We start from the raw sequence: 23,712 nt of genomic DNA, 5'->3' as shown, positions 1-23,712 counted from the left end.
CGACGGCCGCCGCATCACCGTACGCCGGCTCCTCCAGCACACCAGCGGACTGCCCAACTACACCGACTATCTCGACTTCCCCGCCATTCAGCACCGGTACTTCGAACCCCGCGACATCCTCGACCTCGCCCTGAAGCACAAGGCCCACTTCGCCCCCGGCACGAAGTGGGAGTACAGCAACACCAACTACCTGCTGGCCGGCCTGATCATCCAGAAGGTCACCGGCCGCCCCCTCGCCGAGGAGATCGACCGGCGCATCATTCAACGCATCGGCCTGCGCCACACCTACTTCCCAGCCCCCGGCGACAAGACGATCCGGGAACCTCACCCCAAGGGCTACGTCAAAGGCCCGGAAGGCACGCCGCTGCGCGACTTCACGGAAATGGACCCCTCCTGGGCCTGGGCGGCAGGCCAGATGCTCTCCACCAACTCCGACCTCAACCGGTTCTTCGGCGCGCTCCTGTCCGGCCGCCTCCTGCCGAAGGCCCAGCTCGACCAGATGCGCACCACCGTCCCCGCCGAATACCTGGGCCCCGGCGCCCGCTACGGCCTGGGGATCGCGAGCATGCCGCTGTCGTGCGGCGGCGTCTCCTGGGGCCACGGCGGCGACATCGACGGCTACGAGACCCGGGGCGGCGTCACCGAGGACGGCCGCGCGGCCAACGTCGCGGTGACCAGACTGCCGGGCGTCGAGGCGGACGTAAGACGGGTGGAGAAGGTCGTGGACACGGCCCTGTGCCACTGAACCACGCCGTCCGGAAGACTCCGGAAGACTGCTGAAATCTTGCGAGGGGCTGTCGGGCCGCCGGCCGGGCGGCCCCTCGGCAGGACCTCACCAGTCTTCCAGTGCGGATGGGACTCGGAGTTGAACGACAGGATGCCCGGCCAGTACGGAGCGCATGAACCCATAGTCACTGCGGTCCGAACGTCAGGCCAAACCGGTCCTGCACCACGATTCGACAACCGGGGGAAGTTCCCCCGAGGAGGAACTTCCCCTTCGGACCGGCTCAAGTCCAGTCCTCTGTCTCGAAGTAGGCCGCTCCCCCGCTCCGCCGCGCGGCCATGACCGCCGCCAGACGCCGGAACGTCAACGGATCGCACTCCCGCTCCCAGTCCCCCACCGTCCGCACCTGCCACTCGACGTGCTCGTCCGGATCGAGCCGGATCGCCGCGAACTGCTCGTCTGTGAGGACGCCGCCGTCGAAGATGAACCCGGTCCGGCACGCCACCCAGCCTCCGACCGGCGGCATGAAGTGGACGGCCAGCAGCCGCGGCGGGCCGGTGAAGTCGATCCCGGTCTCCTCACGGCACTCGCGTACCGCCGTCCCCCACGGGGATTCGCCCTCGTCGGTGTTGCCGCCGGGGAACTGCCACACCCCGGCGACGACGGACGAGAGCAGTTGCAGGGGGCGTTCGGCGGTGTCGGTGAAGAACAGCGATCCGTACATCGTGGCCTTCGGCAGGCCCGCGCTGTACTCCTGCGGCGGCAGCCACACGTTCGTCAACGTCCGCTCCCTTCGTCTTCGGTGAGGTCGCGCTTCGCGACGCGGTCCAGGTGCTCGGCGAAGGCGGTACGGGCGTCCGGGGTGAGCCGCTGCAACGCGACCATGGCCGTGATGATCACGTCGCACACTTCCGCCTGTACATCGGCCCAGGTGTGGGAGAAGCCCTTGCGCGGGTTCTGCCCCATGGCGCCGATGACGGCCTCGGCGGCCTCGCCGGCCTCTTCGCCGATCTTCAGGATCTGCAGGACACGCCGCATGTCGCCGTCGTGCCGGCTGTGCCGGTCGAGCCGTTCGGTCAGGCGCGCGACGGTGTCCCAGTCGGGGTCCACGGGTCGGTTCTCCCCTCGATCATCGATCTTGGCTGAGTGCGTGGAGTTCGGAGAACAGCCCGGGTACGGCCACCAACTCGTCGTACGTGCCCATCTGTTCGATGCGACCCTTGTTCATGACGACGATGCGGTCCGCGAAACGGGTGTTCTCGATCCGGTGAGTGACCAGCACGGTGCACCGGTCGGAGGCCTGCTCGCGCAGCTCGCGGAAGATGTGGTGCTCGGCACGGGCGTCGAGTGCGCTGGTGGGCTCGTCGAGGACGAAGAGGCCGGCGGGCCGGTAGAAGGCGCGGGCGATGGCGATGCGCTGCCGCTGTCCGCCCGAGAGGCCGTGCCCGGACCACAGCTCTTTGCCCAGGAGCTGGTCCAGGCCCTTGGGCAGGGATTCGATGACTTCTTGGGCTCCGGAACGGCGTGCGGCGTTCCATACGGCTTTGTCGCCCTCGGGGAGGACGCGGCCGAGGGTGACGTTCTCCCGGGCGTGGAAGGGCCAGCGCGCCCATTCCTGTGGCACCAGGGCGACGTGCTCCCACGCCGAGTCGGCGTCCATGTCCACGTGGTCCGAACCCCGTTCCGCTCCTTCGAAGTCGGTGCGGAAGTTGGGCCGGTCGTAGGAGTCGTACTCGATCCGCAGGCACGCCTCGATCAGCTGCATGTCCGCTTCACGAGCGGCCTTCGGTACGAGCCGGGCCGCCGCCGCCCGCGAAGCGAGGCCGGCCAGCGCCCGGAACCCGGCGATGGCCGTCCCCACGAGGATGGCCGGAACGGCGGCCTGGATGCGGTCGGGCACCACGCCGGGGGCGAGGAGGCGCCCGAGTGCGGCCGAGATCGCGGCGACCCCCGCGGCAGCCGATCCCGCCGCCACGACCTGGAATCCGACCATCCACACCACGGCGGCCCGGTCCACGGTCCATCCCAGCCGGAACGCGCGGGCCAGGGTGGACGGCAGCCGTCGGGCCATGTGCCGCAGGGTGATCTGGTCGCTGATCGCTTTGCGGTAGTCGTCGTACTCGAAGACCGGCAGCCCGGCCGAGGCCGGGGACATGCTCACGGCTTCCGTCAACGGCAGTCCCTCCTTCTTGCTTGTCGTGGTGGGGTGGTCAATGTGCGTTCCCTCTGTCGGTCCTGGGACAATTCGTAGAGCAACGGCCTGGTGGATGTGGCGAGTTGGTTGAATGTTTTCTGCTTCCGTGATCCGGCTGTGTTCCATGACGACGATCCGGTCCGCGATCTTTGTGTTCTCCGACCGGTGCGTGCCGACGATGGAGATTCGGTCGGCGGCCGCGGCTTTCATGGCCTGGAAGATCAAGTGCTCGCCGCGGGCGTCCATCTCGCTGGTGGGCTCGTCCGGTACGGGCACGGCGGGCTTGCGGTGGATCGCCCGGCTCCAGGCGATCAACCCGCCTACCGCCAGTCGAGGCGTCCGTCGATCACGCGCGGCGCAGTGTCGTCCCCGAAGCCCCGCCCCTCGCACAGCGCGTCGGCGACCTCGGCCAGGTAGGTGGCGAACGTCGCCTCCCCCAGGTTCGGGAATTCGGCCTCGGCGTAGCTGCCGAGCAGTCCGTGCCCCCGGCCGGGGGTGCAGTCGACGAAGGTGCCGTAGAAGCCGTCCGGGTCGATGGTGGTGAGAGGTAGGTACCGCTGCCCTGGCTGGTCGTCCAGGCGCTCGGCCGCGACCGGGCCCTCGAACCACGTGCCCAGGTTCTCCAGGGGGCCGATCCCCTCACCGTCGGGCAGGAAGTACCCGGTCGGCTCGGGGGCGTCATGGGACGTGGGCCAGTCGAAATCCGAGGCGGGTCCGGTGCCGTTGCGCATCAGGTAGAAGGCGCGCACGTCGGCCGGGACCGTCAAGTCGAGCTCCTGCTCCAGCGAGCGGAGCTCGCCCTCCGTCGCGGGCGCGGGCAACCGCTGGAAGGTGCGGGGGGCATGCTCCTTCAGCCACCTCTCGATCCGCGCCCAGGCGATGAGGGTCTGTTCAGCCCGTATCTGGTCATCGGTCATAGCCCGGACCATAGCCGTGGGGTACGACACCAGGCACCAGACGCCGGCCGCCGACAAGGCCTCACCCGAACTACCCATTGATCACGGCCCGATACGCGCCCTGGGCCGCACCACTCCAACACACCCCTCGTCAGCGAACCGACAAGGCTCATGAACGATCGAGGTGAAAAACAAGCTCAAAATTTGACAGAGCCGTGGAGATATGCCCCCGGCGACTCACCAAAAGCGGAATTGTTCATGGGCGTTCAAGAATTGACAGTGGCGCGGCAATATGCCCTCACAACTCTCCTGGAACAGCGGTCAGTTGACTGACACTCAGGAATTGACAGAGGTGCGACGATTGCCTACGGTCCAGTCGCGTCAGGTTTTCACCGATCGCACCCGAAGGTATTCATGACCACGTCCCCAACGTTGCCGAAGTCCAGGCAGCAGTTGATCCTTGCCGTTCTCATGTTGTGCTCGCTGCTGATCTGGCTGGACAACACCGTCCTGAGTACCGCCCTGGAGACCCTCGCGGACCCGGACCGTGGGCTGGATGCCGGCCCGGCCGAGCTTCAATGGGCCACAGGCTCGTACACTCTGGCCTTCGCCACCTTGATGTTCACCGCAGGCGCACTGGGTGATCGCTTCGGCCACCGGACCGTGCTCGCAACCGGATTGGTGATCTTCGCCGGGGCCTCGGTGTGGGCGGCGTACGCAAGCGGCGCAGGCCAGCTGATTGCCGCCCGAGCCGCGATGGGAGTGGGCAGCGCGCTGATCATGCCCGCCAACTTGGCCATCCTCATGTGGACCTTCACCGGCCCCGCGCGGGCAACCGCGATCGCCATTTCCTCGACATCCGCCGGTGTCGGAATGGCCGCAGGCCCGGTATTGGCAGGATTGCTTCTCGACCATTTCTGGTGGGGCTCGGTCTTTCTGGTCAATGTCCCGGTCGTGGTACTGGCGCTGGCCGGGATCGCCATGCTGGTCCCGAATTTCCGCAGCCCCGTCCCGCGGCCGCTGGACCCGGCCGGGATGTTGCTGTCGATCAGCGGGCTCGCGGCATTGGCCTACGGGCTGATCCATGCGGGGCAGGTGGCCGTCTGGAGCCGTACGGATGTCTGGGCGCCGATCGCCGTCGGACTGGTCCTGCTGGCCGCTTTCGTACTCGTCGAACTGCGGATCAAGGCACCCAGCTTCGATCCCCGGCTGCTCGCGCAACGTACATTCGGTGGCGGCAACGCAGCGCTCGGATTGCTCCTCTTCGCCATCGCCGCCGTCACCTTCTACAACGCCTTCTACCTGCAGGGCGCACGCGGCTTTTCGCCGATGGAGGCGGGCTTGGCCGGCCTCCCTACCGCGCTCGGTGCGATCCTGGGGGCGCCCCTCGGCGCGCGTCTGGTTCACCGCTGGTCGCTGCGCCCCATCACTGCACCGGCGCTCACCGTGGCGGCGCTGACCATGGGCGCGTACGGGTTGTTCGGACTTCAGACCCCACTCCTCTGGATCGAGATCCTGTTGTTGGTCCAGGGCCTCTCGATCGGCATGGTTCTCGGCCCGGTGACGGCAGCGTTGATCGGCTCCCTGCCGCTGGACCGGGCCGGTGCCGGGTCGGCCGTCACCAACACCGTGCGACAGACCGGCAGCGTGATCGGGATCGCGGTTGGCGGCACGATCATGTCGATCGTGTACCGGCGCGCGATCGAACCCTCGCTGAGCGGTGTGCCCGGGCCGGTGCAGGACCGGGCGCGAGTTTCCGCCGAACAGGCCCGGCATGTCGCCACCGCGACCCACCGGCCCGCTCTTGCGCACGCTGCCGATGACGCGTTCATTCACGCGATGCACGTCGGCGCGGTATGGATCATGCTCATCGCACTCTCCGGAGCAGCTGTACTGGTGATGGCCATGCGTCCTGCCGGAAAGCCCGCGGGGCCGGTGCAGGAGCCGAACCACGATCGAGGCCCGGCTGGGGAGACCACCCGTTCCGGGGCCGATGGCCGACCCGCTTCCGAGGACGACGGCGTGGTCAGCCACTGAGGTCTTCTCAACGGTGATCGCTTCCGATCCCACCTGCGGAGGAGGAGCGGGCACTCTGAGCCGGCCTCCCCGCGTCGCGCCCCCGGTCATGGACAGCCGTGAGCCCCTGGGAGGGAACATGCGGATCCGCGTCCGGTACGAACCGGCCCACCAGGGAGTGGGGGTCGGGAACGCCCATGGCGCAGCGGACGTCGGTGCCCGCGGTGAGGTCGGCCAGGTGGACGACACGGTGGATGAGCTGCGGGTCACCGTCCACACGCTGCGTCCGCTTGGTGAGATGTGCGGCTACACAGTGGCCGCGGCCGCGGAAGCCATGGCCGCCGGAAGGGTCGTGTCCGATGAACGGGCGTCCGTCGCCTGGGCGTTGAGACAGCGGATCATGGTCTCGCCCGCATTGCTGACGATCTTGCGGAGGCCGGGAGCCACGCCGGGGCGGTCGAGGAAGCGTTCGGTGAGGTCCAGTACCGGCCGGCCGACGAGCAGCCTCGGGTAGAGCCCATGGGCGATCTGGCGCGCGACGCCGTACGGGTGTCTGTCCCACAATTCGCCGATGACGTCGAAGTAGCGGGCCGCGTAGCCGTCCAGCAGGTCGTGCCTGCCGACGGGAATCGTCTGGAAGCCGCCGACGAGAGCGGTCACCACGGGAAGGGTGAGTTCGTCGTCGCCGACCAGCCGCCGCCAGGTCGCCTCCTTCGCCGCCGCGGCCGGCTGGGCCGCCCGTGTGCGCAGGGCCTGGAGTTGGCGGGTCTGGTCGCGGCGCAGCTCGTCCTGGATCTCGGCCGCGCCGGCGTGCCCGTTGACGACCAGGGCGCGGAGCAGCGTCCAGCGCAGTCCCGCGTCCAGGACCAGTTCGGGGAGCGTCCGGATGCCGTGGAGGAGGTCGGAGAGGAAGGTGAGCTGTTCGCCGGTGGCCGCGGTGTCGGCCAGGGTGCGGACCCAGCCGAGCTGGTGGTCGGATCCGGCGTCCGTGGCGAGTGCCAGGCGGTGGGCGGTGTCGGCCAGGAGCCGTCGGCCGGCCGGGCGCCAGTCCGGGTGGACGAGGCGTTCCACCGCGGCGGCGACCCGGAGTCGGAGCGGCTCGCGCATGCCCGTGTCCGGTTCGCGGTCGATCGCCGAGAGTGCGAGCCGTACGTATTCGCGGGCCGGGAACTCGGCGTTGTAGGCCATGTTCCAGCAGGTTCCCCAGCACAGGGCCCTGGCCAGCGGGTCGGGCAGGTCGCCGATGTGCTGCCGCAGCGTGGTCAGTGACCGGTCGTCGAACCGGCCCTGGGCGTAGGTCAGGTCGTCGTCGTTGAGCAGGAGGAGATCCGGCTGCCGCCTGCCGCGCATGCCGGGTATCTCGGTTCGTGAGCCGGTGACGGTGGTTTCGAGGCGGCCGGTTCGCACCAGGTGGCCGTCGACCATGTCGTAACAGCCGATGGCGAGGCGGTGGTCGCGCAAGGGTGTGGGGACGGTGCCGGACTCCTGGCGGATGGCGAAGCGGGTGTACCGGCCGTCCCCGTCGAGGCCGGGATCGAGGTCGAAATCGGCGCGCAGGACCGTGTGTCCCGGCGTCTCGAACCACTGCGCCGACCATTCCTCGAGGTTGTCCGTGCGGCCGTGCGACATCGCGGCCAGGAAGTCGTCGAGGCCGGCGTTGCCCCAGCGGTGCCTGGTGAAGTACCGCCGGATGCCCGCGTGGAACTCCTCGGGTCCGATGGAGGCGGCCAGTTGCCGGAGCACGGCGGCGCCCTTGGCGTAGGAGATGCCGTCGAAGGTGGTCGCGGCCCGTGCGGTGTCGGGGACGGCGGCGGAGACCGGTCGCGCCGTGGGGAGTTCGTCCTGCTGGTAAGCCGCGGCCTTCTTGCCGTTGGCGAAGGTGGCCCAGGCGGGGCGGCGGCCGGTCGTCCCGGCCCGGGCGGTGACGGCCCAGTAGGTGGCGAACGCCTCCTTCAGCCACAGGTCGTCCCACCACTTGATGGTCACCAGGTTTCCGAACCACATGTGCGCGAGTTCGTGGAGGACCGTCTCGACGCGGCGTTCGCGGAGGGCTTCGGCCGCCTTCGAGCGGGACAGCAGGTCTTCGCTCAGGGTCACGCAGCCGGCGTTCTCCATCGCGGTGGGGACGAGATCGGGTACGACGATCTGGTCGTGCTTGGCGAACGGGTAGTCCTGCCCGAACGCCGTGGAGAAGTACTCGATGCCCCGCCGGGTCACGTCGAGGATCTCCTCCGCGTCGGACGCGTCGAGGCGGGAGGGACGCGCCGCGACGGCGAGCGGTATCGACCGGCCCCGCAGGGTGACCTGCGATCGGTGCACCTGGAAGGGGCCCGCGACCAGTGCCATGACGTACGACGGCAGCGGCGGCGTGGCGGGGAAGCGCCAGCGGGCCGTCGACGCGTCGACCGGGTGGGGGCTCGGGGTCGGGGAGTTGGAGAAGACTTCCCAGTGGTTCGGTGCGGTGACGGTGAGGCGCAGCGGCGCCTTCAGGTCCGGCTGGTCGAAGACGGCGAAGACGCGGCGGGCCGCGCACACCTCGAACTGGGTGTGGAGGTGGACCGATCCGTCCACGTCGAAGCTGCGCTGGAGTCCTTCGCCCGGGCCGGCGTAGGAACAATCGGCCGTGACGCGCAGCTCGTTGTCGTCGCCGAGGTCGGCGAGCAGGATGCGGGCACCGGTGTAACAGGCGGCGGGATCGAGCGCGTTGCCGTTGAGTTCGATGCCGTGGACCCGCGATGCCACCAGGTCGACGAATGTCCTGGCGCCGGCCTGTGCGCGGAAGCGGATGGTGGTGTGCGTGGTGAAGTCGGCTGCCGCGCGGTCGTACGCCCGGGACAGGTCGAGTTCGACCTCGTAGTCGTGGACGTGGAGCAGGGCACTGCGCCGGTGTGCTTCCGTGCGGGTGATGTCGCGGATGGTCATGGCTGTGGTGTCTCCACTGCGGGGCAACGGTGGTCGGCAAGGCCGGGTGGTGGGCCGGGTGAGCCGGGTAGGTCGTGTGGCGGGAGCCGGGTCGGTCGCGTCGGCGGAACCGTGCCGTGGCGGCCGCGAGGAGCAACGGCTCCGTGATCACGACGGCGAGGAGCTCGGCGCCGCCGGGCAGTTGCCGGCCGCACCGGGTCGCTCCGGCGTCGAAGCGGGGCTCGAGCGCCGATGACGCGGTAACGCGTGCGAGCGGGGAAAGCCAGGAGGGTGGCCACCCGCGACGGTTCCGCTCGGCGTTGTTACCGCCAGAAGTTCTTCGTGGAAGAAAAAGGACTTGGCCTGCGATTCCCATCCCTTCTCCGGCTGTTTTCAGCGGCAGTCGCATCGGCGAACCAGCGCGATGAGAATGAAGGTATCCGGGACCGTTGGACGGAAGTTGTACCTTCCCTATACGGCCGATATACGCCCTGTTCTCCGGACCGGGACTGTCACGTCGGCAGCCCGGGCCGACGGGACTTGCCCATCCGGCGCGAAGGTTGCCCCTGCCATCCATCGCCGCAAACCGGCCGTCTCCACCCGCCTGTTCGGCCCCGTCCCCAACCTGTTGGGGGCTTCTGTCCACGGCTTCCGTGCCGTTGTAAGCTCTGAGCTCTCGGCCGCCCCCGAAGACCTGTCCGAGACCTGTCCGAGACCTGTCCGGTCGCACTCTCACACAACGGTGATCAACATCAGCAAGTCCTTCGACGCGCCGATCGCGGGCAGCGCGGAGCGGCTGCGCTTGTGCGTCCTCGGACCGGTGTACGCCCGGCGCGGGGAGACCGAGCTGGACCTCGGCTCCCCCCAGCAGCGGGCGGTGCTGGCGGTCCTGGCACTGCGTGCGGGCCGGGCCGTCTCGATCGATGAACTCCTCGATGCCTTGTGGGAGGACCCGCCGGCCCAGGCCGTGGCGGTGCTGCGCACCTACGCCTCACGACTGCGGCGCGTGCTGGAGGCCGACCGGACGCGCCCGACGGTTCTGGTGTCGGCGGGCAACGGCTACGAGCTGCGGCTGCCCGCGGGATGCCTGGACGTCGAGGTGTTCGAGGAACGGGTCACGGCGGCGGAGCGGGCCCGCGCCGGAGGTGACGCGGCCGGTGCGGCCGAGCTGCTGCGGGAGGCGTGCGAGCTGTGGAAGGGCGACCCGCTGGCGGGACTTCCCGGGCCGTACGCGCAGGCGCAGCGGGCCCGGCTCGGCGAACGGCGGCTGCTCGCCGTCCAGGCGTGGCTCGAGACGGAGCTGGAGGTGGGGCGGCACGCCGGTGCCATCGGTGAGCTGACCATGTGGGTCAACCAGCATCCGCTGCTGGAGCCGTTGCGGGAGCTGCTGATGCTGGCGCTTTACCGCAGTGGACGACAGGCCGAGGCCCTGGGCGTGTTCGCCGACGCCCACCGTGTGTTCGCCGAGGAGCTGGGGATCGGTCCGGGGCCGCGTCTGCGCGAGCTTCATCAGGGGATATTGCGGGGCGATCCGCACCTGGCCGCGCCGTCCGCGGCGGTGCCGGACGCACCGGCCGGGCAGGCCGGTTCGGCCTCGTTCCCTCCGGCGCAACTGCCCGCCGACATCGCCGACTTCACCGGTCGTGAAGACCTCGTGCGGGACCTGTGCGCCGACCTGGCCTCCGGTGGCCCGGCCATGCCGTTGGTGGGGGTGTCGGGCATGGGCGGGGTGGGCAAGTCCACGCTCGCCGTGCATGTCGCCCACGCCGTGCGCGACCGGTTCCCCGACGGACAGCTGTACGTCAACCTGCGCGGGGCCGGCGGCCTCCCCGCCGACCCCGCCGACGTCCTCGCCGCCTTCCTCGGCGCGCTGGGCGTGGCCGACGCCGCGATCCCCCGGGAGACCACGGAGCGGGCGGCCCTGTTCCGGTCGCGGCTGGCGAACCTGCGGGTGCTGGTGCTGCTGGACGACGCCCGCGACGCCGCCCAGGTCGGTCCGCTGCAGCCCGGCAGTCCGTCCTGCGCGGTGCTGGTGACCAGCCGGGTGTGGCTGACGGGCATGCCGATGTCGCGGCTGGTGGGCCTGGAGCCGCTGTCGTGCGAGGAGACGGTGCGGCTGGTCGCCGCGATCGCCGGGGAGCCGCGCGTGGCCGCCGAACCCGACGCGGCCCGGCAGGTGGCGGAGGCCTGCGGGTTCCTGCCGCTGGCGGTGCGGACCGCGGCATCCCGGCTGGCCGCCCGCCCGGCCTGGCGGTTGTCGCACATGGCCGAACGGCTGGCCTCCGAGCGCCGCCGCCTGGCCGAGCTGGCGACCGGCGAGCTGGCGGTCGCCGCGTCGTTCCGGCTCAGCTACGACCAACTCGACACCGAGACCGCACGCGCGTTCCGGCTGCTGGCCCTGCCCGACGGACCGGGGGTGTCGTCGGCGGCCGCCGCGGCGCTGCTGGAACTGCCGGAGCAGGAGGCCGAGCGGCTGGCCGAGTCGCTGACCGACCTGGGACTGCTGTCCTGCCCGCACCCCGGCCGCTACCACTACCACGACCTGCTGCGGCTGTTCGCGCGCCAGCTGCTTCGCGAGGAGCAAGGCCCCGTCGCCGAACGAGCCGCCCTGGAGCGGCTGCTGCGGCATTACCTGGTAACGGTGGCCGACCTGTACCGGGTGGTCCGGCCCGGCTACCCCTTCCCCGACCTGGTGACGCCGAGGGTTGCCGAGCCGAAGTTCGACAGCCTGTCCGAGGGCCTGCGCTGGGCCGGGCAGGAGATCACCGCCGTACTGGCCGTGGCCGCGCAGGCCTCCCGGGATCCCGACGGGCCGGTGATGGTCCTGGCGGATCTGACGCTGGTGCTGATCCAGCTGATCGATCTGGGCATGGCGGTGCCGGAGTTGTGCGAGTTGGCCGGACGCGTCGCCGAGGCCGCGCGCGCCGCGGGCCTGCCGCGCAGCGAGGCGTACGCCCGCTACACGCTGGTGTGGGCGCTGCGGGAGATGCTGCGCACCCGGCAGGCCCGGGCCGAGGCCGAGCGGGTGATCGCACTGTGCCGACGGACCGGGCAAGCCGCCCTGTTGGCCCCCGCACTCTCCGCGCTCGCCCTGACCGGCATCCGCCACCACAGCGACGAGGAAGTCGTGGCCTGGTGCGACGAGGCCGCCACGCGGGCCGCCGAACTGGACAACCGGTCCTCACGCGCGTTCGTCGAGGGAATGGCGGCGCTGGCCGACGTGGCCATCGGACGACTGGAGTCGGCGCGGCACCGGGCCGAGCGGAGCCTGGCGACGTTCCAGGACCTCGGGGACCGCGTCGGCCAGATCCACATGATCTACGCCCGGGCGACGGCACTGCACGGCCTCGGCCGGTTCGGGCCGGCGTGCGAGGCCTACCGCGACTGCCTGGCGGTCCTGCGCGCGCTGGAGTCCTGGGACCGGATGCCGGGCGTGCTGGTGGGCCTGGCCGAGTCCTGCCGCGCCGCCGGACACCCGTCCCAGGCGGTGGAAGCGGCCGAACAGGCGCTGGTCATCGCCAAGGAGGTCGGCCTGGAACACCGCCGGGCCAACGCACTCACAGCCCTCGGCCACGCGCTTCTCGATCTCGGCCAGCACGACCGCGGCCAGGCGTGCCTGGCCGAGGCGCACATCGTGTTCGAACGGCTCGGCACCCCCGGCCCGGGAGGGTGAGTTCCCCGGCACCGGCAGAGCCGACAGCATTTCCCGTCCGGACATCACCGGATGCCACCCGCCGTGGTCCGCATGGCACCCTGTCGAGCTGGGACATTCGCGACGGCCGGCAACCTGGGCAGAACCGAGATGCGGGGTGCGGCGTCGGCGTCAACTGCCCCCATCATGCGTGCAATTCCCCACGTGTTCCTCAACCGCCTCCACCACGGGGTGACTTGTTGGCCCGGCAGCGTAGATCGTCAACAAGCACACCGATATGATCGGGCGTACGGACGGGGAGGGAGTCCACGTTGGCGCTGATTCTTCTGGTCACCTTCACACTGCTTCTTCCCGTGCCGATCGTGACGTACGCCCACGCGCTTCCATGGCGCCTCAGGAAGCGTTTGCGGGAGAACGGTGTCGAGGTCACCGGCGGCTTGACCGGCGTTCCTTCCCGAACGGGGAAGCCCGCCGGCTCAGATGAGGAAGCTCGCCGAGTGACTGCAACTGCCCGGCATCACAGGCACGTTGCTCCCACACCTCCTGCACCTCGGCCCGTCCGTCCGCCCGGGCGTCTCCTGCTCGACCGCACGGACGGCGACCCCCGCGGCAGCATGGACGCCCTGCCGTACGCCGGTGTCCTGCGGGCGGCCGAGGAGTCGGCTTCCGGTACGAGGACGTGGGTGCCGGACCTCGCCGTCCTGGGCAAGGCACTGGGCGGCGGACTCCCGGTCTCACTGGCCGCCGGCCCCCGCGAGCTGCTGGCGGCCGTCCCGCCGCTGCGCCAGACCAGCACGTTCTCCGCGAACCCCGTCGCCGCGCCGCGGGTTCGGTGACCGTCGACACGCTGCTCGGCGAGCAACTGCCGCAGCGCGCGGCCGGGTTGGGTGACGTCCTGGTGCGGGCCGTGACCGAACTCGCCGTACCGGGCGTACGCCTGGAGACGATCGGCCGCGGTCTCATGACCGGGGTCCGGATCGCGGCGGCACCGGGCGGCGACCGCGCGGCCTTCACCCGGTCCGTGGTCCGCCGGATGCGGGACCTCGGCGTGATCGCCCTGCGGGGCGGCACGGACGGCGCGGTCGTCAAGTGGACACCGCCGCTGACGATCCCCGAGGACGAACTGCTGCGTTCCGTCTCCGTTCTGGGCGAGGCCCTGACGGCGGAAGCGGACTCCACGGGGAGCGACCGGTGACCCACGGGAGGGACGACCGGTCCGCCGGCACGGCGCACGGGGCGACGTGGCGGGGCCGGGTCTTCGGACGCGGAGCGACGGGCGGCAACCACACCGTGGTGGTGCCGCCCGGGCAGCCCGTCACCGACCCGGCGGCCGCCGCCGCGCTGCTGGGCGTCCCGGACACGGCGTTCGTCACCGCGGCCGCCGACGGCGACGTGGTGCTGCGCACCTTCTCGCCCGTCGAGGAGCTCGCGCAGTGCCTGCAGACGTCGCTCGCCGTACTGACCGCCCTGGACGCACCGGACCGCGCGCCGTGGCGCGTACGGCACGAGCGCGGCGAGCAGTTGGTGGTGCACCGCGAGGGGCCGGTCACCTGGGCCCGGCACGAGGACGCCGGAGCGCTGGAGCTGGAGGAGGCCGGCTGGCCGGACTTCGTCCGCGCGGACCCGGCGGACTCGGCACCGCCGGTGATCACCCGTCAGTCCCGCAGCCGGCTCCATCTGCGTTGCGCGGACGCCGCTCAGCTCATGGCCGCCACGGTCGAGGCGGAGGCCGTCCTGGAGCTGTGCGCCAGGACACGGACCAGCGGTCTGGTGCTGTCCGCGCCCGACAGCGCCGGTGAGTGGCGCGTGCGGGTCTTCACCACGTCCCTGTCGGGCGCGGAGGACAACGCGACCGGAGGGGCCGTTCTGGGCCTCGGAGCGCTGGCGGCGCTGGACGGATTCCGTGGTGACGTGCGCGTCTGCCAGGGACCCCGGGATCCCGCCCGGCAAGGCCATCTGCTGCTGCGCGTCCAGGACGACGGCGCGGTGCTGCTGGGCGGCGAAGTCACGCCCCTGCTCTCCGGAAGGCTGATGCTCCCATGACCTCGGCAGGCCCGTTCACCACTCGGGTCCACCACAGCGTGGACGACCTTCCGCGGGACGCGCTCGCACCGCTCTTCGCCTCGGGAACGCTGTACGACTCGCCCGCGTGGCTGCGCTACTGCGAGGCGTCCTCGGGCGGCCTGCTGCGCCACATCACGCTGGAGGACGGACGCGGCCGTCCCGTCGGCCTGGCCTCCCCCGCAACGCGGACGTGGACGGCCTCATCGACAAGGCCCGCGCCACCGCCGACGCCGAAGAACGGCGTTCCCTCTACCACGAGGCCGAGGCCAGAATCTGTGCCGAACTCCCTCTGTTTCCGCTGTGGTTCGGAGTCCAGTACCACCTGGTGAATCTCGAACGCTTCCGGATCGACGGGCCTGTGGTGGACCTGTTCGGCGAGCCTGTCCTGCGCTCGTTCCGCCCCCTGCCCTGAACTCCCGTTCTGCGCGGGGCTCCAGGCCCGGCAGCGGACCAAGTCGTCCGGCCGCCAAATCCCGCAGCCTCCCGCCTGAGGGGACCGGACGAGCGTGCGTTCGACTGGACGGCCGTCGACTGCTCCTGCACGCCCTGGGACGTCAACTCCCCCTGCTGACCGATTCGGCCGCGCTCTGCTGCACCGATCCCTGTGCCTTCGGGCGGAGATGGAAGGACGAGTTCGGATTTCGGTGTCATCGTCCCCCGGACCTGACAAGGAAACCACCTGCCCCGTGGAAGTTAGTGATCAATCCGTAAGGTGATCGCGTCCGGCAACAGGGACCGCCACCAGGGGGGAGGCGGGCCGGAGAGAGGATCGACCCATGGGAATCGGTTCGCCGCGCGCCGAGCGCGCCCAGGAATCCGACCGAGCGAAGCGGCACGTGGTCGTCATCGGAGGAAGCCTCGCCGGGCTTCTGGCGGCCCACGTCCTCAAGGACCACGCGGGCTCCGTGACCGTCGTCGAGCGCGACCGCTACCCCGACGGCCCCGAGCACCGCCCCGGCGTGCCCCAGGACCGGCACGCCCACCTCTTTCTCAAGGGCGGGGCGGACGCGCTGGAGGAACTGCTGCCCGGCCTGCCGGAGGAACTGCTCGAGCACGGCGCCCCACGCCTCGGCATGCCCACCGACATCCTGCAGCGGCACGAGAACGGCTGGATCCGGCGCACTCCCGCCAGCACCCATGTCCTCACCGGCTCCCGCCCGTTGGCCGACTGGCTGGTCCGCCGCCGCGTTCTCGCCGACCCCAGGATCACCGTCCTGGAGGGCACCGAGGTGACCGGCCTCGTCGGTGACGCCGCGCGCATACGCGGCGTGCAGGTCCGGGCCCGCGGCGCCGGCCAGGAGACCCGCACGCTCACCGCCGACCTGGTCCTCGACGCCTCCGGCCGCTCCTCGCGGGCCCCCGCCTGGCTGCGGGCGATCGGCGCCGAGCCGCCGCACGAGGAGACGATCGACGCGGGCCTCGCCTACGCCACGCGCTTCTACCGGGCCGGACCGGGCACCGGTGAACTGACCTACCGGGCCGTCTACATGGCGATCGACGGCACACAGCCGCGCGGCGGGATCCTGGCGCCCGTCGAGGGCGACCGGTGGATCGCGCTCCTGTCGGGCTTCAGAGGGAACGAACCGCCCACGGACGAGGCGGGATACCTCGACTTCGCCGCCAGCCTCCCGCACCCGATGATCCGTGAGTGGCTGGAGAAGGCCGAACCCCTCACCCCCATCCACGGCTTCCGCAAGGCGGCCAACGTCCGCCGCCGCTACGACCTCCCGGGCCGCCGCCCGGCGGGCTTCCTCGCCACCGGCGAGGCGCTGTGCGCCTTCAACCCCGTCTACGGGCAGGGCATGTCGGTGGCAGCACTGTGCGCCGTCGCCCTGCGCGACACCCTGGACGATCCCCGCCGCACCCCCACCACGCGGCGCGTGCAGCGCGCCCTGGCCGCCGTCGCCCGGCAGGCGTGGGACATCTCCACCGGGGGCGACCGCGCCGTCCCCGGCGTCACCGGCAACGCGGTGCGGCCCCGCGCGATCGACCGTCCCATCGCCTGGTACCTCAACCGCGTCATCCAGCGCGTCCCCGGCAACCCCGTCGTCGGCGACGCCTTCCGGGAGGTCGGCTCCCTCGCGGCCCCGAACACGAAGTTCTTCGCCCCGAAGGTCCTCCGGGCCGTCCTCTTCAGCCCCGTGCCCGCCCCGCTCTCCGCGCCACCGCTCCTGCCGGAGACCCCGGAGACCTGACGGTCAGGGGGTGTCCGGCGGGTCGCCGTGGATGTCGCGGAGAGCCACCGCACACCCCCTCGGGCCCTCGGGCAGTGGTGCAGGCGCCGGAGACGTGCTGCGGCCCGCACGGGTGCCCGCCCCGGCCGGACCTCGGTGCACCGGTCCGGACGGAGCGGTCATGCTCCGGGGGACGACGTGCCGGCGTCCAGCAGGGCGAGGAAGGCGGAGGCCGCGGGTGACGGGGTGAACCGGCTCCAGACGAGGCGTTCCACCCTCATCGGCCCGTCGGTGACCGGCACGCTCCGCAGGCCGTGCAGTTCGGCGGCGAAGGCCGCGGGAAGCAGGGCGATGCCCAGTCCCTGACGGATCATCCGGGCCATGAGCTCCACGCCGGACACCTCGAAGGCGACTTCGCGGCGCAGTCCGGCCGCGGCGAACGCCTCGTCCGACTGGGCACGGGCGGCGCTTTCGTCGGCGAAGTCCACGAAGACCTCGTCGACGAGCTGCCGGAGGTCCACCTTGTGCTCCTGCGCCAGCGGGTGGCCCGGGTCGACCACGGCGACGTGCCGCCCGTGGGCGAGTTCCCGGTCGCGGACGCCCTGCGGCCGGAATCCCGGCGGTACGCCGAGGAACGCCGCGTCCAGCCCGCCCTCACGCACCTGCTCGACCAGCCGCTCGCTGGAGCCGGCCCGCAGGCTGATCCGCACGCGGGGGTAGCGCCGACGGTAGTCCCGCAGCACGACCGGGAGATCGACGGCCGTCACGGTGGGGATGGATCCGACGGTCAGCCGTCCCCGTACCTCGCCGGTGGCCGCAGCCACCTCCGCCCGGGCCCGCTCGGCCGCTTCCAGGGCCTGGCGGGCGGCGGGCAGGAACGCCTCTCCCGCGATGGTCAACCGCACCCGGCGACTGGTCCGCTCGAACAGCCGCGCCCCCAATTCCTGCTCCAGCCGGGCGACTTGATGACTGAGCGCGGACTGGACGACATGGCACCGCTCGGCGGCACGGGTGAAGTTCGCGGTCTCCGCCACCGCGAGGACGTAGCGCATCTGCTGAAGATCCATTCATCCATCGTGAAACACAATGGATGGGATGACAAACATGTCTTGGACCGATGGATGGGTGTTCGGCGATGCTGAAGCCAACGGCGGGCCACGGCAGTCAGCGACCGGCCACCGCCCGGGCCCGCGAGGCCCGGCCCGCCGTACCACCACCGGCGCCCCGGCGCCCCGACCCCACGGAGACACCCATGCGCGTGATCGCCTTCGACCACCTCGTCCTGAACACCGCCGACATCGAGCGCTCGCTCGCCTTCTACACCGGCCCGCTGGGGCTGGAGCCGGTGCGGGTGGAGGAGTGGCGGGCCGGCAAGGTTCCCTTCCCGTCCGTACGGGTCAGCCCCACCACCATCATCGACCTCGTCAAGGTCGCCGACGGGCAGCCGGAGGGGTCCAACGTCGACCACATCTGCCTGGTCGTGGAACCGCTCGACTGGCAGCAGGTCATCGATTCCGGTGTCTTCACGGTGGTGGACGGCCCCGGCGAGCGCTTCGGCGCCCGGGGCACCGCGGTATCCCTCTACGTGCAGGACCCGGACGGCAACACCGTGGAACTGCGCTGGTACCCGCAGGACGCCTGATGCCCGGCGAGCGCCCGGTCGGCGGAGTCGGCGACCCCCGGAGCACGGCCCCGGGCGCAGCCGCGCGCGATCTCGGGCGGGAACCGAGGTCACGCTGCGGCGCGCCCCTTCAGCCGGCCGTCGAGCGACCCCGCATGTGAGGAAAGTCCGGTGACTGTTCCGACGAGACAGGCCCCGCCGTCTGCAATATGCATCAATGCCCCCTCGCGGGAGGGGGCATTGTGGACTACTTGGCGCGCACCTTGCGGCCCTTTGGCGGCTCGCATTCCTTCGCGGCCGCGATGAAGGGCTTGAGCGCGTCATGGAGCTTATTCAGCGAGTCGGGCCCGAGCTCGATCTGGTAATACTGGACGGACGGGACCAACCTGGTTTCGAATTCGCCGCTTCCGTCCTCATCATTCTTCGCGGCCCCGACCCGCACTTCCATACCCGGGACTGCGAACGTGTGCAGATGGACGTCCCCGGTCACGGTCGGATCGAGATCATCGTAAGCTTCAACCTTCACCCACGTATCCTGGGTGATGGACTGGTCTCCTACCGTCAATGTCCTGCCTCCCTTCTGCACACCCGGCTCACCTTGCCGCGATTCGTCTACCTCAATAAACCTGGTACCCATCAGTGCCCCTTCTCAAGAACGACCAAAGCCTAGCCGCTGCTGGGGAGTTGCACTCAATCGGGAAGACGTCAGGAGACCTCTGCTGTTCCCGGACATCCTTTGACCGCCGTCTCGATGGGTGAGCCGGCCGTGGCAGATGAGGGTGCGTACGATCGCGTGCGCCGGAACCAGGATCAGCAGCGGCGAGGAAGGTGCCCCCACGGGCCGTCCATCACGCCCGACGCGGATCGGACGAGTCCCACAAGGCCCCCGGCCCCTTGCTGAACGCACATCGGCCCGACCCCGCCGACCACTTCGTCAAGATGGTCCACAACTCTGCAATGATCGGCGTTTACACAGGCCAGAGGCGCTGTGATGGTAGCCCGCCCAGCAGTTCGTCAGCATCGCGCCGGAGAACCGGCCACCGAGACCACGATCGCCACTCTCTGAACACCTGACTTTCCATCATTTGCCCGCATGGCGAATCGGACCACAACAGCCGACCGAGAGCCCGATACCTCACTCATGGCGACGAAGGCCGGAGACGGGATTCTTCCCAGGGCACGGACACGATGCCCCTGGAGGTCGACATGGCACGGCAGCGGGAGCGCAGCCGCCTCACGCCGTGAACGTGAGCTCTCCACAGCCGAACCCGTCAACACACCGCTCGCGCACGGCGGCTTCTCACCGGCGCAGCGCCACACCGAGCTGTCGCCGAGTACGCAGGTCAGCCCCCGACCGCGGAATACTCCGCCAGCCAACCGTTCGCCCGGTAGTCACCACTCCACGAGAACACGGCGATACCCGTCCGGCCCGTCTCCTCAAGCTCCTCAAGCCCTTCCCCTGATGCCGGGAACGTGTACGGCTGTCCCCCTCGCCGTGCGGCTTCGGCTCGGTAGTCACGACCGCTCCACACAGCCACGACCCGCCCCCGAGCCGGTTGCGGACGCCCTGCGGGGGCATCCCGGCCTGTCAGCTCGCCTTGGGCAACACGTTCGCGGAGCAGGTTCGCATAGGACGGTGCGTCAAGCCGGTTTCCTCTGGGGGCCGTCGGGGTTTGCCAGTCAGGGTCTCTCAGGCCCCGGTCACGAGCCGCGTGCCACATGGCCGGGACTTCGTCATCGGCATGCTGGGGCGTGGTCATCCGCTCACACATCCACAGCAGTCGCCCACTCCCGCGGGGCGCCCCGCAACGGCGCCAACGGATACGTCGGTTCAGGTCAGCCGCCACTACAGCGATCCAGGGATGCAAGGTGCCCAGAAATCCCTGGGACGCGAGCCAGTGCAGATAGCGAGGAGCGTCCTCCAGCACCGGACGCATCGCCGCTCGCGGCAGGCCTACGATGTCACGCTCCCCTGAGCGGAAGGCCGTCGGGCTGTTCGCGACCGTCAGCAACGCGGCGCGTGCGAGGTCCCCATCGGCGTAGGGAATCTGGAATTCCTCTCCACTGATCCGTCCGTCATCGGCGAATCGGCCCAGCTGTCCGCGGACATGGAGCAACAGCCCTACCGCCGACTTGAGATTTTCATCGAGGGCAGCCTTCGCCAGCTTCGGTACCGAGGTGCTCACCAACCCGATGAGGGTCTCTTCGGCTTCGTCCGCATCAGTCGGCACCGGGCAGCGGGCCAGCGCCGTACGCAGGTGGTAGCCAACCCGGGCGGGAACCATGACCCGTGTGGTCAGCGCTCCCAGCTCGGTCGGGGCGATGAGGGTGTCCCCTCCGGTCTCGCTCTCCGTGCGGCAGTACTCCGCAGCCACGAGAAACTCCAGGGCCTCGCGCACCGACTCGGTGCTGCGGCTCCCCTGGTGATGGGCGAACGTCTGCAGCCACCATTCCTCGGCCTGCCGCACCGTACGGATCCGGCCCTGGACAACCTCTGCCAGCACGTGGTCCGGCAAGCTGGTGCTGATCTGCGAGTCCACGGTGTACCCGCCCACCAACCTCTGTTGCCAATCCGCCAGTTCGGCCTCGTCCACGATCATGAAGGCCCAGCCGGCGCTCTCACCGGTTCCAAGCCGCCCTGCCCTCCCGAACATCTGCTGGACGGTCGCGACGTCCGCTTCCCGCATACCGATCCGGGTATCGCGCACCACGACCGCACGGGCGGGCAGGTTCACACCGGCTGCCACAGTCGACGTGGCCACCAGCACGTCCGTCCGCCGTTCACGAAAATCCCGTTCGGCATCTCGTTTGTACTCCCAGCCCTTGTAGTGCAGCCCCACCCCGGCCGCATCGCACACCCGCCGAAGACCCTCCAGGTCGTCCGGTCTCACCCCCGCCGTCGACACACCACGGCTGTTGGCGATCGCCAGCGCCGTACTGCGCACACCGTACTTGCTGCCGCAGAACACCAGCACACTGCCACCGTCCCCGGTCACATCGGCCACGATCGCGTTGGTCACCCGCGTCCGGGCCGCCTGAGCGGCGTTCCGGTCGGCAACAGCTGGTACGGAAGGCAGTTGCCACGTCAGCCGGCCGGGCCGCCAAGCGATCCGTATCAGCCGTGCGCCCAGCCAGCCCGCGATCTGCTCCGCGTTGGACACGGTGGCGGAGAGGCCGACCACCCGCATGCGCGAGGCCTCGTTCCGGACCCGGGTGAGCACTGCCTCGAGCACAGCCCCACGCTCCGGGTCACCCAGCAGGTGCACCTCGTCCACGATGAGGCAGCCCACCTCGGCCAGCCGGTCGCGCAGGGAAGACGTCCGGCACAGCACTTCGAACTTCTCCGTGGTGGTGACCCACAGATCCGCCTCCCGCACGCGCCGCGTATCGATGCTGTACTCACCCGAGAGGCGTTCCACCCGCAAGCCGCGCCGCCGCCACCCCTCGAGCTCACGGTCCAGTTCATCGGTGAGGGACCGCTGAGGCACCAGCCACGCGGCTTTGCGCCCCTCGCCCAGGATGGCCCGCAGGGCCGCGAGCATGCCTATCGTGGTCTTGCCGGCGCCGGTCGGCGCAACGACCAGGGTGTGCTCGTCCCTGCGCAACACATGAGGAGCCGCCTGCGCCTGGGCCGGGTTGAGCGTCGGGTACGGCAGGAAAGGCAGCCATGACGGGGGCACCAGATCGTTCGGCTCCTCCGACGGCGGAATCTCGCGCCCGGCTTCCTGGGCCTCCCACAGAGCTTCAAAGGCGTACCGGGCCACAGTGGCGGAAGGGCCGGTGCGTCGCACCGTCCTTCCCCGGCGGCGTGCCTCGGGCAGCGCGGTACCGGTACGGGCCCATAGCTCACCCACCATGCCGTCCGGACCGATGTTGCTGAGGAGCTCCTCCTCCCTCCAGTACTTGACGGTGCGGACCTGCGCACCCCGCGCGGCAAGCCGATCCCGCAGTTCCCCGAACCGCTCACCGGACGGCACGAACACCCGGGCGTCGGTACCCGCGGGAAATTCGGGCACCGTGGCACCCGGGTCAGCCGTCTTCCACCAGTACACCGGGGCGACGTCCGCCCCAACCGGACTCTCGCTCGCACATGGCGTCGTGAAGGGCGCGTCGTCGTATGGCATATCGATCGCCACGATAACGCCCATCCCATGCCCCACCCGTGCGGGCAGCCGACCACATCACCGCGGGGATCAACGTGGGTGCCGCAGTGATGACGACGTCGGAGGACCGGATTCTGCCGGTGCCGCTTACTGGCGGACCCATAGGGCACACGGTCTATCCCCAGATGCTGCTTTGGCTTCCGTCGCCCGACGTCTGTCAGGAGCCGTCGCTGCCACCAGCCTCCGTGTCGATGTTGTCAACGTTGTCAATGTCGTCGATGTTGTCGATCAGCTCGAACATCTCCTCGTCCGAGGCCGTTTCCAGCTCCGTGCCGAGGTCATGGGCACCGCCCCCGGCCCCCGGCCCCGTCAGCCGCCCAGCCAGCACCCGCAGCCTCTTCGCCAGGACCGCGCGCTGGGCGACGCCGAGCGTCGCCCGGGAAAGCGCCACCTCCAGTTGCTCGACATCCGCGAGACCCGGTCCGGAGCCGGGGGCGAGACTGCCATCGTCCTCAAGCAGCTCGCGAAGCAGGTGTGCGGAGAGAGCGGAAGAGGTGGGGTGGTCGAAGGCGAGGGTGGAGGGGAGGCGTAGCCCTGTGTCGGTATGGAGCCCGTTGCGGAGTTCGATGGCGGTGAGTGAGTCGAATCCGAGGTCTCGGAAGGCTGTGGGGGCCGGTCATGGTGACGGTGCCGTCGTCGTGCTGGACGAGGTGGTAGTGCGGCCAGGCGGGAACGGTCATCGCGGGTTCTGCTTTCACTGGAGGCTGACGCCTGCGACGCGCCAGGGGTCACCGTCGGCGGGGCGGCTGAGCTCGACGAACGCGGCGACGATGTCGGGCGGTCCGTTCCACCCGTCGCGGCCGCGGGCAGTGGTGGTGACGCTCCACTGGCGCAGGGCGTGGGTGGCGTCGTCGCCAGGCCGTCCGGCGTCCTGGGCGGGCCGGAGGTTCACGGTGGTGTAGGCGCGGTGGCGGGTCCATGTCGTCCAGGTGGCGCCGGGGGCGGAGCGGGGCGGGGTGTCGCGGATCTGCCGAGCGAAGTCCTCTGTGCACCATCCGGCTCGTACGGCGCGGAGGTTGGCGTCATGGGGGGTGATGTCGGTGGTGGTGTCCGAGGTCAGCATGACGGTCAGGGCGGCGCGGCTGACTGCGGTGGCGTCGCGTTGGTCCACGCTGCCGGGGGTGGGCACGCCGCCCTTCGGTGTCGCGGTGTTCGTCGTGCTGGGCAGGGGGGCGGCGGGTGAGGCGTGCGGCGGCGTCGGGTAGGGCCCGGTTCCGGTGGCGGGACGGCTGGCGGGCGGTTTGGGGTCGCTGCCGCTGCCGAATCCGCAGCCGGCTGCGAGGAGCACGGCGGCCATGGTCGCCGTG

General features: G+C 70.4%; 19 protein-coding genes. 9 read left to right on the top strand and 10 right to left on the bottom strand.

The window, feature by feature from the left end; all coding sequences use genetic code 11:
- Nucleotides 1-745, top strand: a 745-nt coding sequence (locus I5Q34_RS07585) for a serine hydrolase (RefSeq protein ID WP_199891408.1), incomplete at its 5' end; no start/stop codon positions are given.
- 262 nt (nt 746-1,007) lie between these two features.
- Here I5Q34_RS07585 and I5Q34_RS07580 read toward each other — a convergent pair.
- The 4 genes from I5Q34_RS07580 to I5Q34_RS07565 are packed head-to-tail and all read right to left on the bottom strand — an operon-like array spanning nt 1,008 to nt 3,835.
- A complete protein-coding gene (locus I5Q34_RS07580; RefSeq protein ID WP_307811651.1) occupies nt 1,008-1,496 on the bottom strand; it encodes an NUDIX hydrolase in 489 nt (162 codons plus the stop codon).
- Nucleotides 1,497-1,501: 5 nt separating this feature from the next.
- Nucleotides 1,502-1,834 carry a MazG-like family protein gene (locus I5Q34_RS07575; RefSeq protein WP_199891406.1) on the bottom strand — a complete coding sequence of 111 codons (333 nt, stop codon included), beginning with the start codon at nt 1,832-1,834 and terminating at the stop codon, nt 1,502-1,504.
- 19 nt (nt 1,835-1,853) lie between these two features.
- Nucleotides 1,854-3,233 carry an ATP-binding cassette domain-containing protein gene (locus I5Q34_RS35980; protein ID WP_374192987.1) on the bottom strand — a complete coding sequence of 460 codons (1,380 nt, stop codon included), beginning with the start codon at nt 3,231-3,233 and terminating at the stop codon, nt 1,854-1,856.
- 5 nt (nt 3,234-3,238) lie between these two features.
- On the bottom strand, nt 3,239-3,835 hold the full coding sequence (locus tag I5Q34_RS07565; protein ID WP_199891405.1) for an SMI1/KNR4 family protein: 597 nt from the start codon (nt 3,833-3,835) through the stop codon (nt 3,239-3,241).
- Nucleotides 3,836-4,228: 393 nt separating this feature from the next.
- On the opposite strand from I5Q34_RS07565, the gene I5Q34_RS07560 reads away from it, so the two are divergent.
- Nucleotides 4,229-5,851 carry an MFS transporter gene (locus I5Q34_RS07560; protein ID WP_199891404.1) on the top strand — a complete coding sequence of 541 codons (1,623 nt, stop codon included), beginning with the start codon at nt 4,229-4,231 and terminating at the stop codon, nt 5,849-5,851.
- A gap of 285 nt (nt 5,852-6,136) precedes the next feature.
- Here I5Q34_RS07560 and pepN read toward each other — a convergent pair whose 3' ends face one another.
- Nucleotides 6,137-8,752 (bottom strand): aminopeptidase N, encoded by a 2,616-nt coding sequence (pepN, locus tag I5Q34_RS07555; protein WP_199891403.1) that lies wholly within the window; start codon nt 8,750-8,752, stop codon nt 6,137-6,139.
- Between the two features lie 721 nt (nt 8,753-9,473).
- On the opposite strand from pepN, the gene I5Q34_RS07550 reads away from it, so the two are divergent.
- The 6 genes from I5Q34_RS07550 to I5Q34_RS07525 all read left to right on the top strand — a co-directional run bounded on the left by I5Q34_RS07550 (nt 9,474) and on the right by I5Q34_RS07525 (nt 16,642).
- Nucleotides 9,474-12,404 (top strand): AfsR/SARP family transcriptional regulator, encoded by a 2,931-nt coding sequence (locus I5Q34_RS07550; RefSeq protein ID WP_199891402.1) that lies wholly within the window; start codon nt 9,474-9,476, stop codon nt 12,402-12,404.
- A gap of 593 nt (nt 12,405-12,997) precedes the next feature.
- Nucleotides 12,998-13,219, top strand: a complete 222-nt coding sequence (locus I5Q34_RS07545) for an aminotransferase class III-fold pyridoxal phosphate-dependent enzyme (RefSeq protein WP_199891401.1) — start codon at nt 12,998-13,000, stop codon at nt 13,217-13,219.
- A complete protein-coding gene (locus I5Q34_RS07540; protein WP_199891400.1) occupies nt 13,216-13,578 on the top strand; it encodes a hypothetical protein in 363 nt (120 codons plus the stop codon). The genes I5Q34_RS07545 and I5Q34_RS07540 overlap by 4 nt, the downstream gene beginning before the upstream one ends.
- Complete coding sequence (locus I5Q34_RS07535) at nt 13,575-14,426, top strand: PhzF family phenazine biosynthesis protein (protein WP_199891399.1); 852 nt, start codon at nt 13,575-13,577, stop codon at nt 14,424-14,426. The genes I5Q34_RS07540 and I5Q34_RS07535 overlap by 4 nt, the downstream gene beginning before the upstream one ends.
- A gap of 211 nt (nt 14,427-14,637) precedes the next feature.
- Nucleotides 14,638-14,859: a hypothetical protein gene (locus tag I5Q34_RS07530; protein WP_199891398.1), complete on the top strand. Its 222-nt coding sequence runs from the start codon at nt 14,638-14,640 to the stop codon at nt 14,857-14,859.
- A 364-nt stretch (nt 14,860-15,223) separates the two neighbouring features.
- The gene (locus tag I5Q34_RS07525) at nt 15,224-16,642 is read left to right on the top strand and encodes an NAD(P)/FAD-dependent oxidoreductase (RefSeq protein ID WP_199891397.1); all 1,419 of its coding nucleotides are present in this window, start codon (nt 15,224-15,226) and stop codon (nt 16,640-16,642) included.
- Nucleotides 16,643-16,800: 158 nt separating this feature from the next.
- Here the strand turns inward: I5Q34_RS07525 and I5Q34_RS07520 are convergent, their stop codons facing one another.
- Nucleotides 16,801-17,688, bottom strand: coding sequence for a LysR family transcriptional regulator (locus I5Q34_RS07520; RefSeq protein ID WP_199891396.1), 888 nt, complete (start codon nt 17,686-17,688; stop codon nt 16,801-16,803).
- A 185-nt stretch (nt 17,689-17,873) separates the two neighbouring features.
- On the opposite strand from I5Q34_RS07520, the gene I5Q34_RS07515 reads away from it, so the two are divergent.
- Nucleotides 17,874-18,263, top strand: coding sequence for a VOC family protein (locus I5Q34_RS07515; RefSeq protein ID WP_199891395.1), 390 nt, complete (start codon nt 17,874-17,876; stop codon nt 18,261-18,263).
- A gap of 226 nt (nt 18,264-18,489) precedes the next feature.
- Here the strand turns inward: I5Q34_RS07515 and I5Q34_RS07510 are convergent, their stop codons facing one another.
- The 4 genes from I5Q34_RS07510 to I5Q34_RS07495 all read right to left on the bottom strand — a co-directional run bounded on the left by I5Q34_RS07510 (nt 18,490) and on the right by I5Q34_RS07495 (nt 23,693).
- Complete coding sequence (locus tag I5Q34_RS07510) at nt 18,490-18,879, bottom strand: hypothetical protein (protein ID WP_199891394.1); 390 nt, start codon at nt 18,877-18,879, stop codon at nt 18,490-18,492.
- A gap of 706 nt (nt 18,880-19,585) precedes the next feature.
- Nucleotides 19,586-22,390: a DEAD/DEAH box helicase gene (locus I5Q34_RS07505; protein WP_234428579.1), complete on the bottom strand. Its 2,805-nt coding sequence runs from the start codon at nt 22,388-22,390 to the stop codon at nt 19,586-19,588.
- Between the two features lie 172 nt (nt 22,391-22,562).
- On the bottom strand, nt 22,563-22,796 hold the full coding sequence (locus I5Q34_RS34450) for a hypothetical protein (RefSeq protein ID WP_234428578.1): 234 nt from the start codon (nt 22,794-22,796) through the stop codon (nt 22,563-22,565).
- A gap of 303 nt (nt 22,797-23,099) precedes the next feature.
- A complete protein-coding gene (locus I5Q34_RS07495; protein WP_199891393.1) occupies nt 23,100-23,693 on the bottom strand; it encodes a hypothetical protein in 594 nt (197 codons plus the stop codon).
- Between the last annotated feature and the right edge of the window lie 19 nt (nt 23,694-23,712).

The sequence above is a fragment of the Streptomyces sp. AV19 genome, from assembly GCF_015999245.1.
GTDB lineage: Bacteria > Actinomycetota > Actinomycetes > Streptomycetales > Streptomycetaceae > Streptomyces.
Note: the sequence above shows the minus strand (reverse complement) of the source record. Positions and strands in the feature narration are given on the sequence as shown.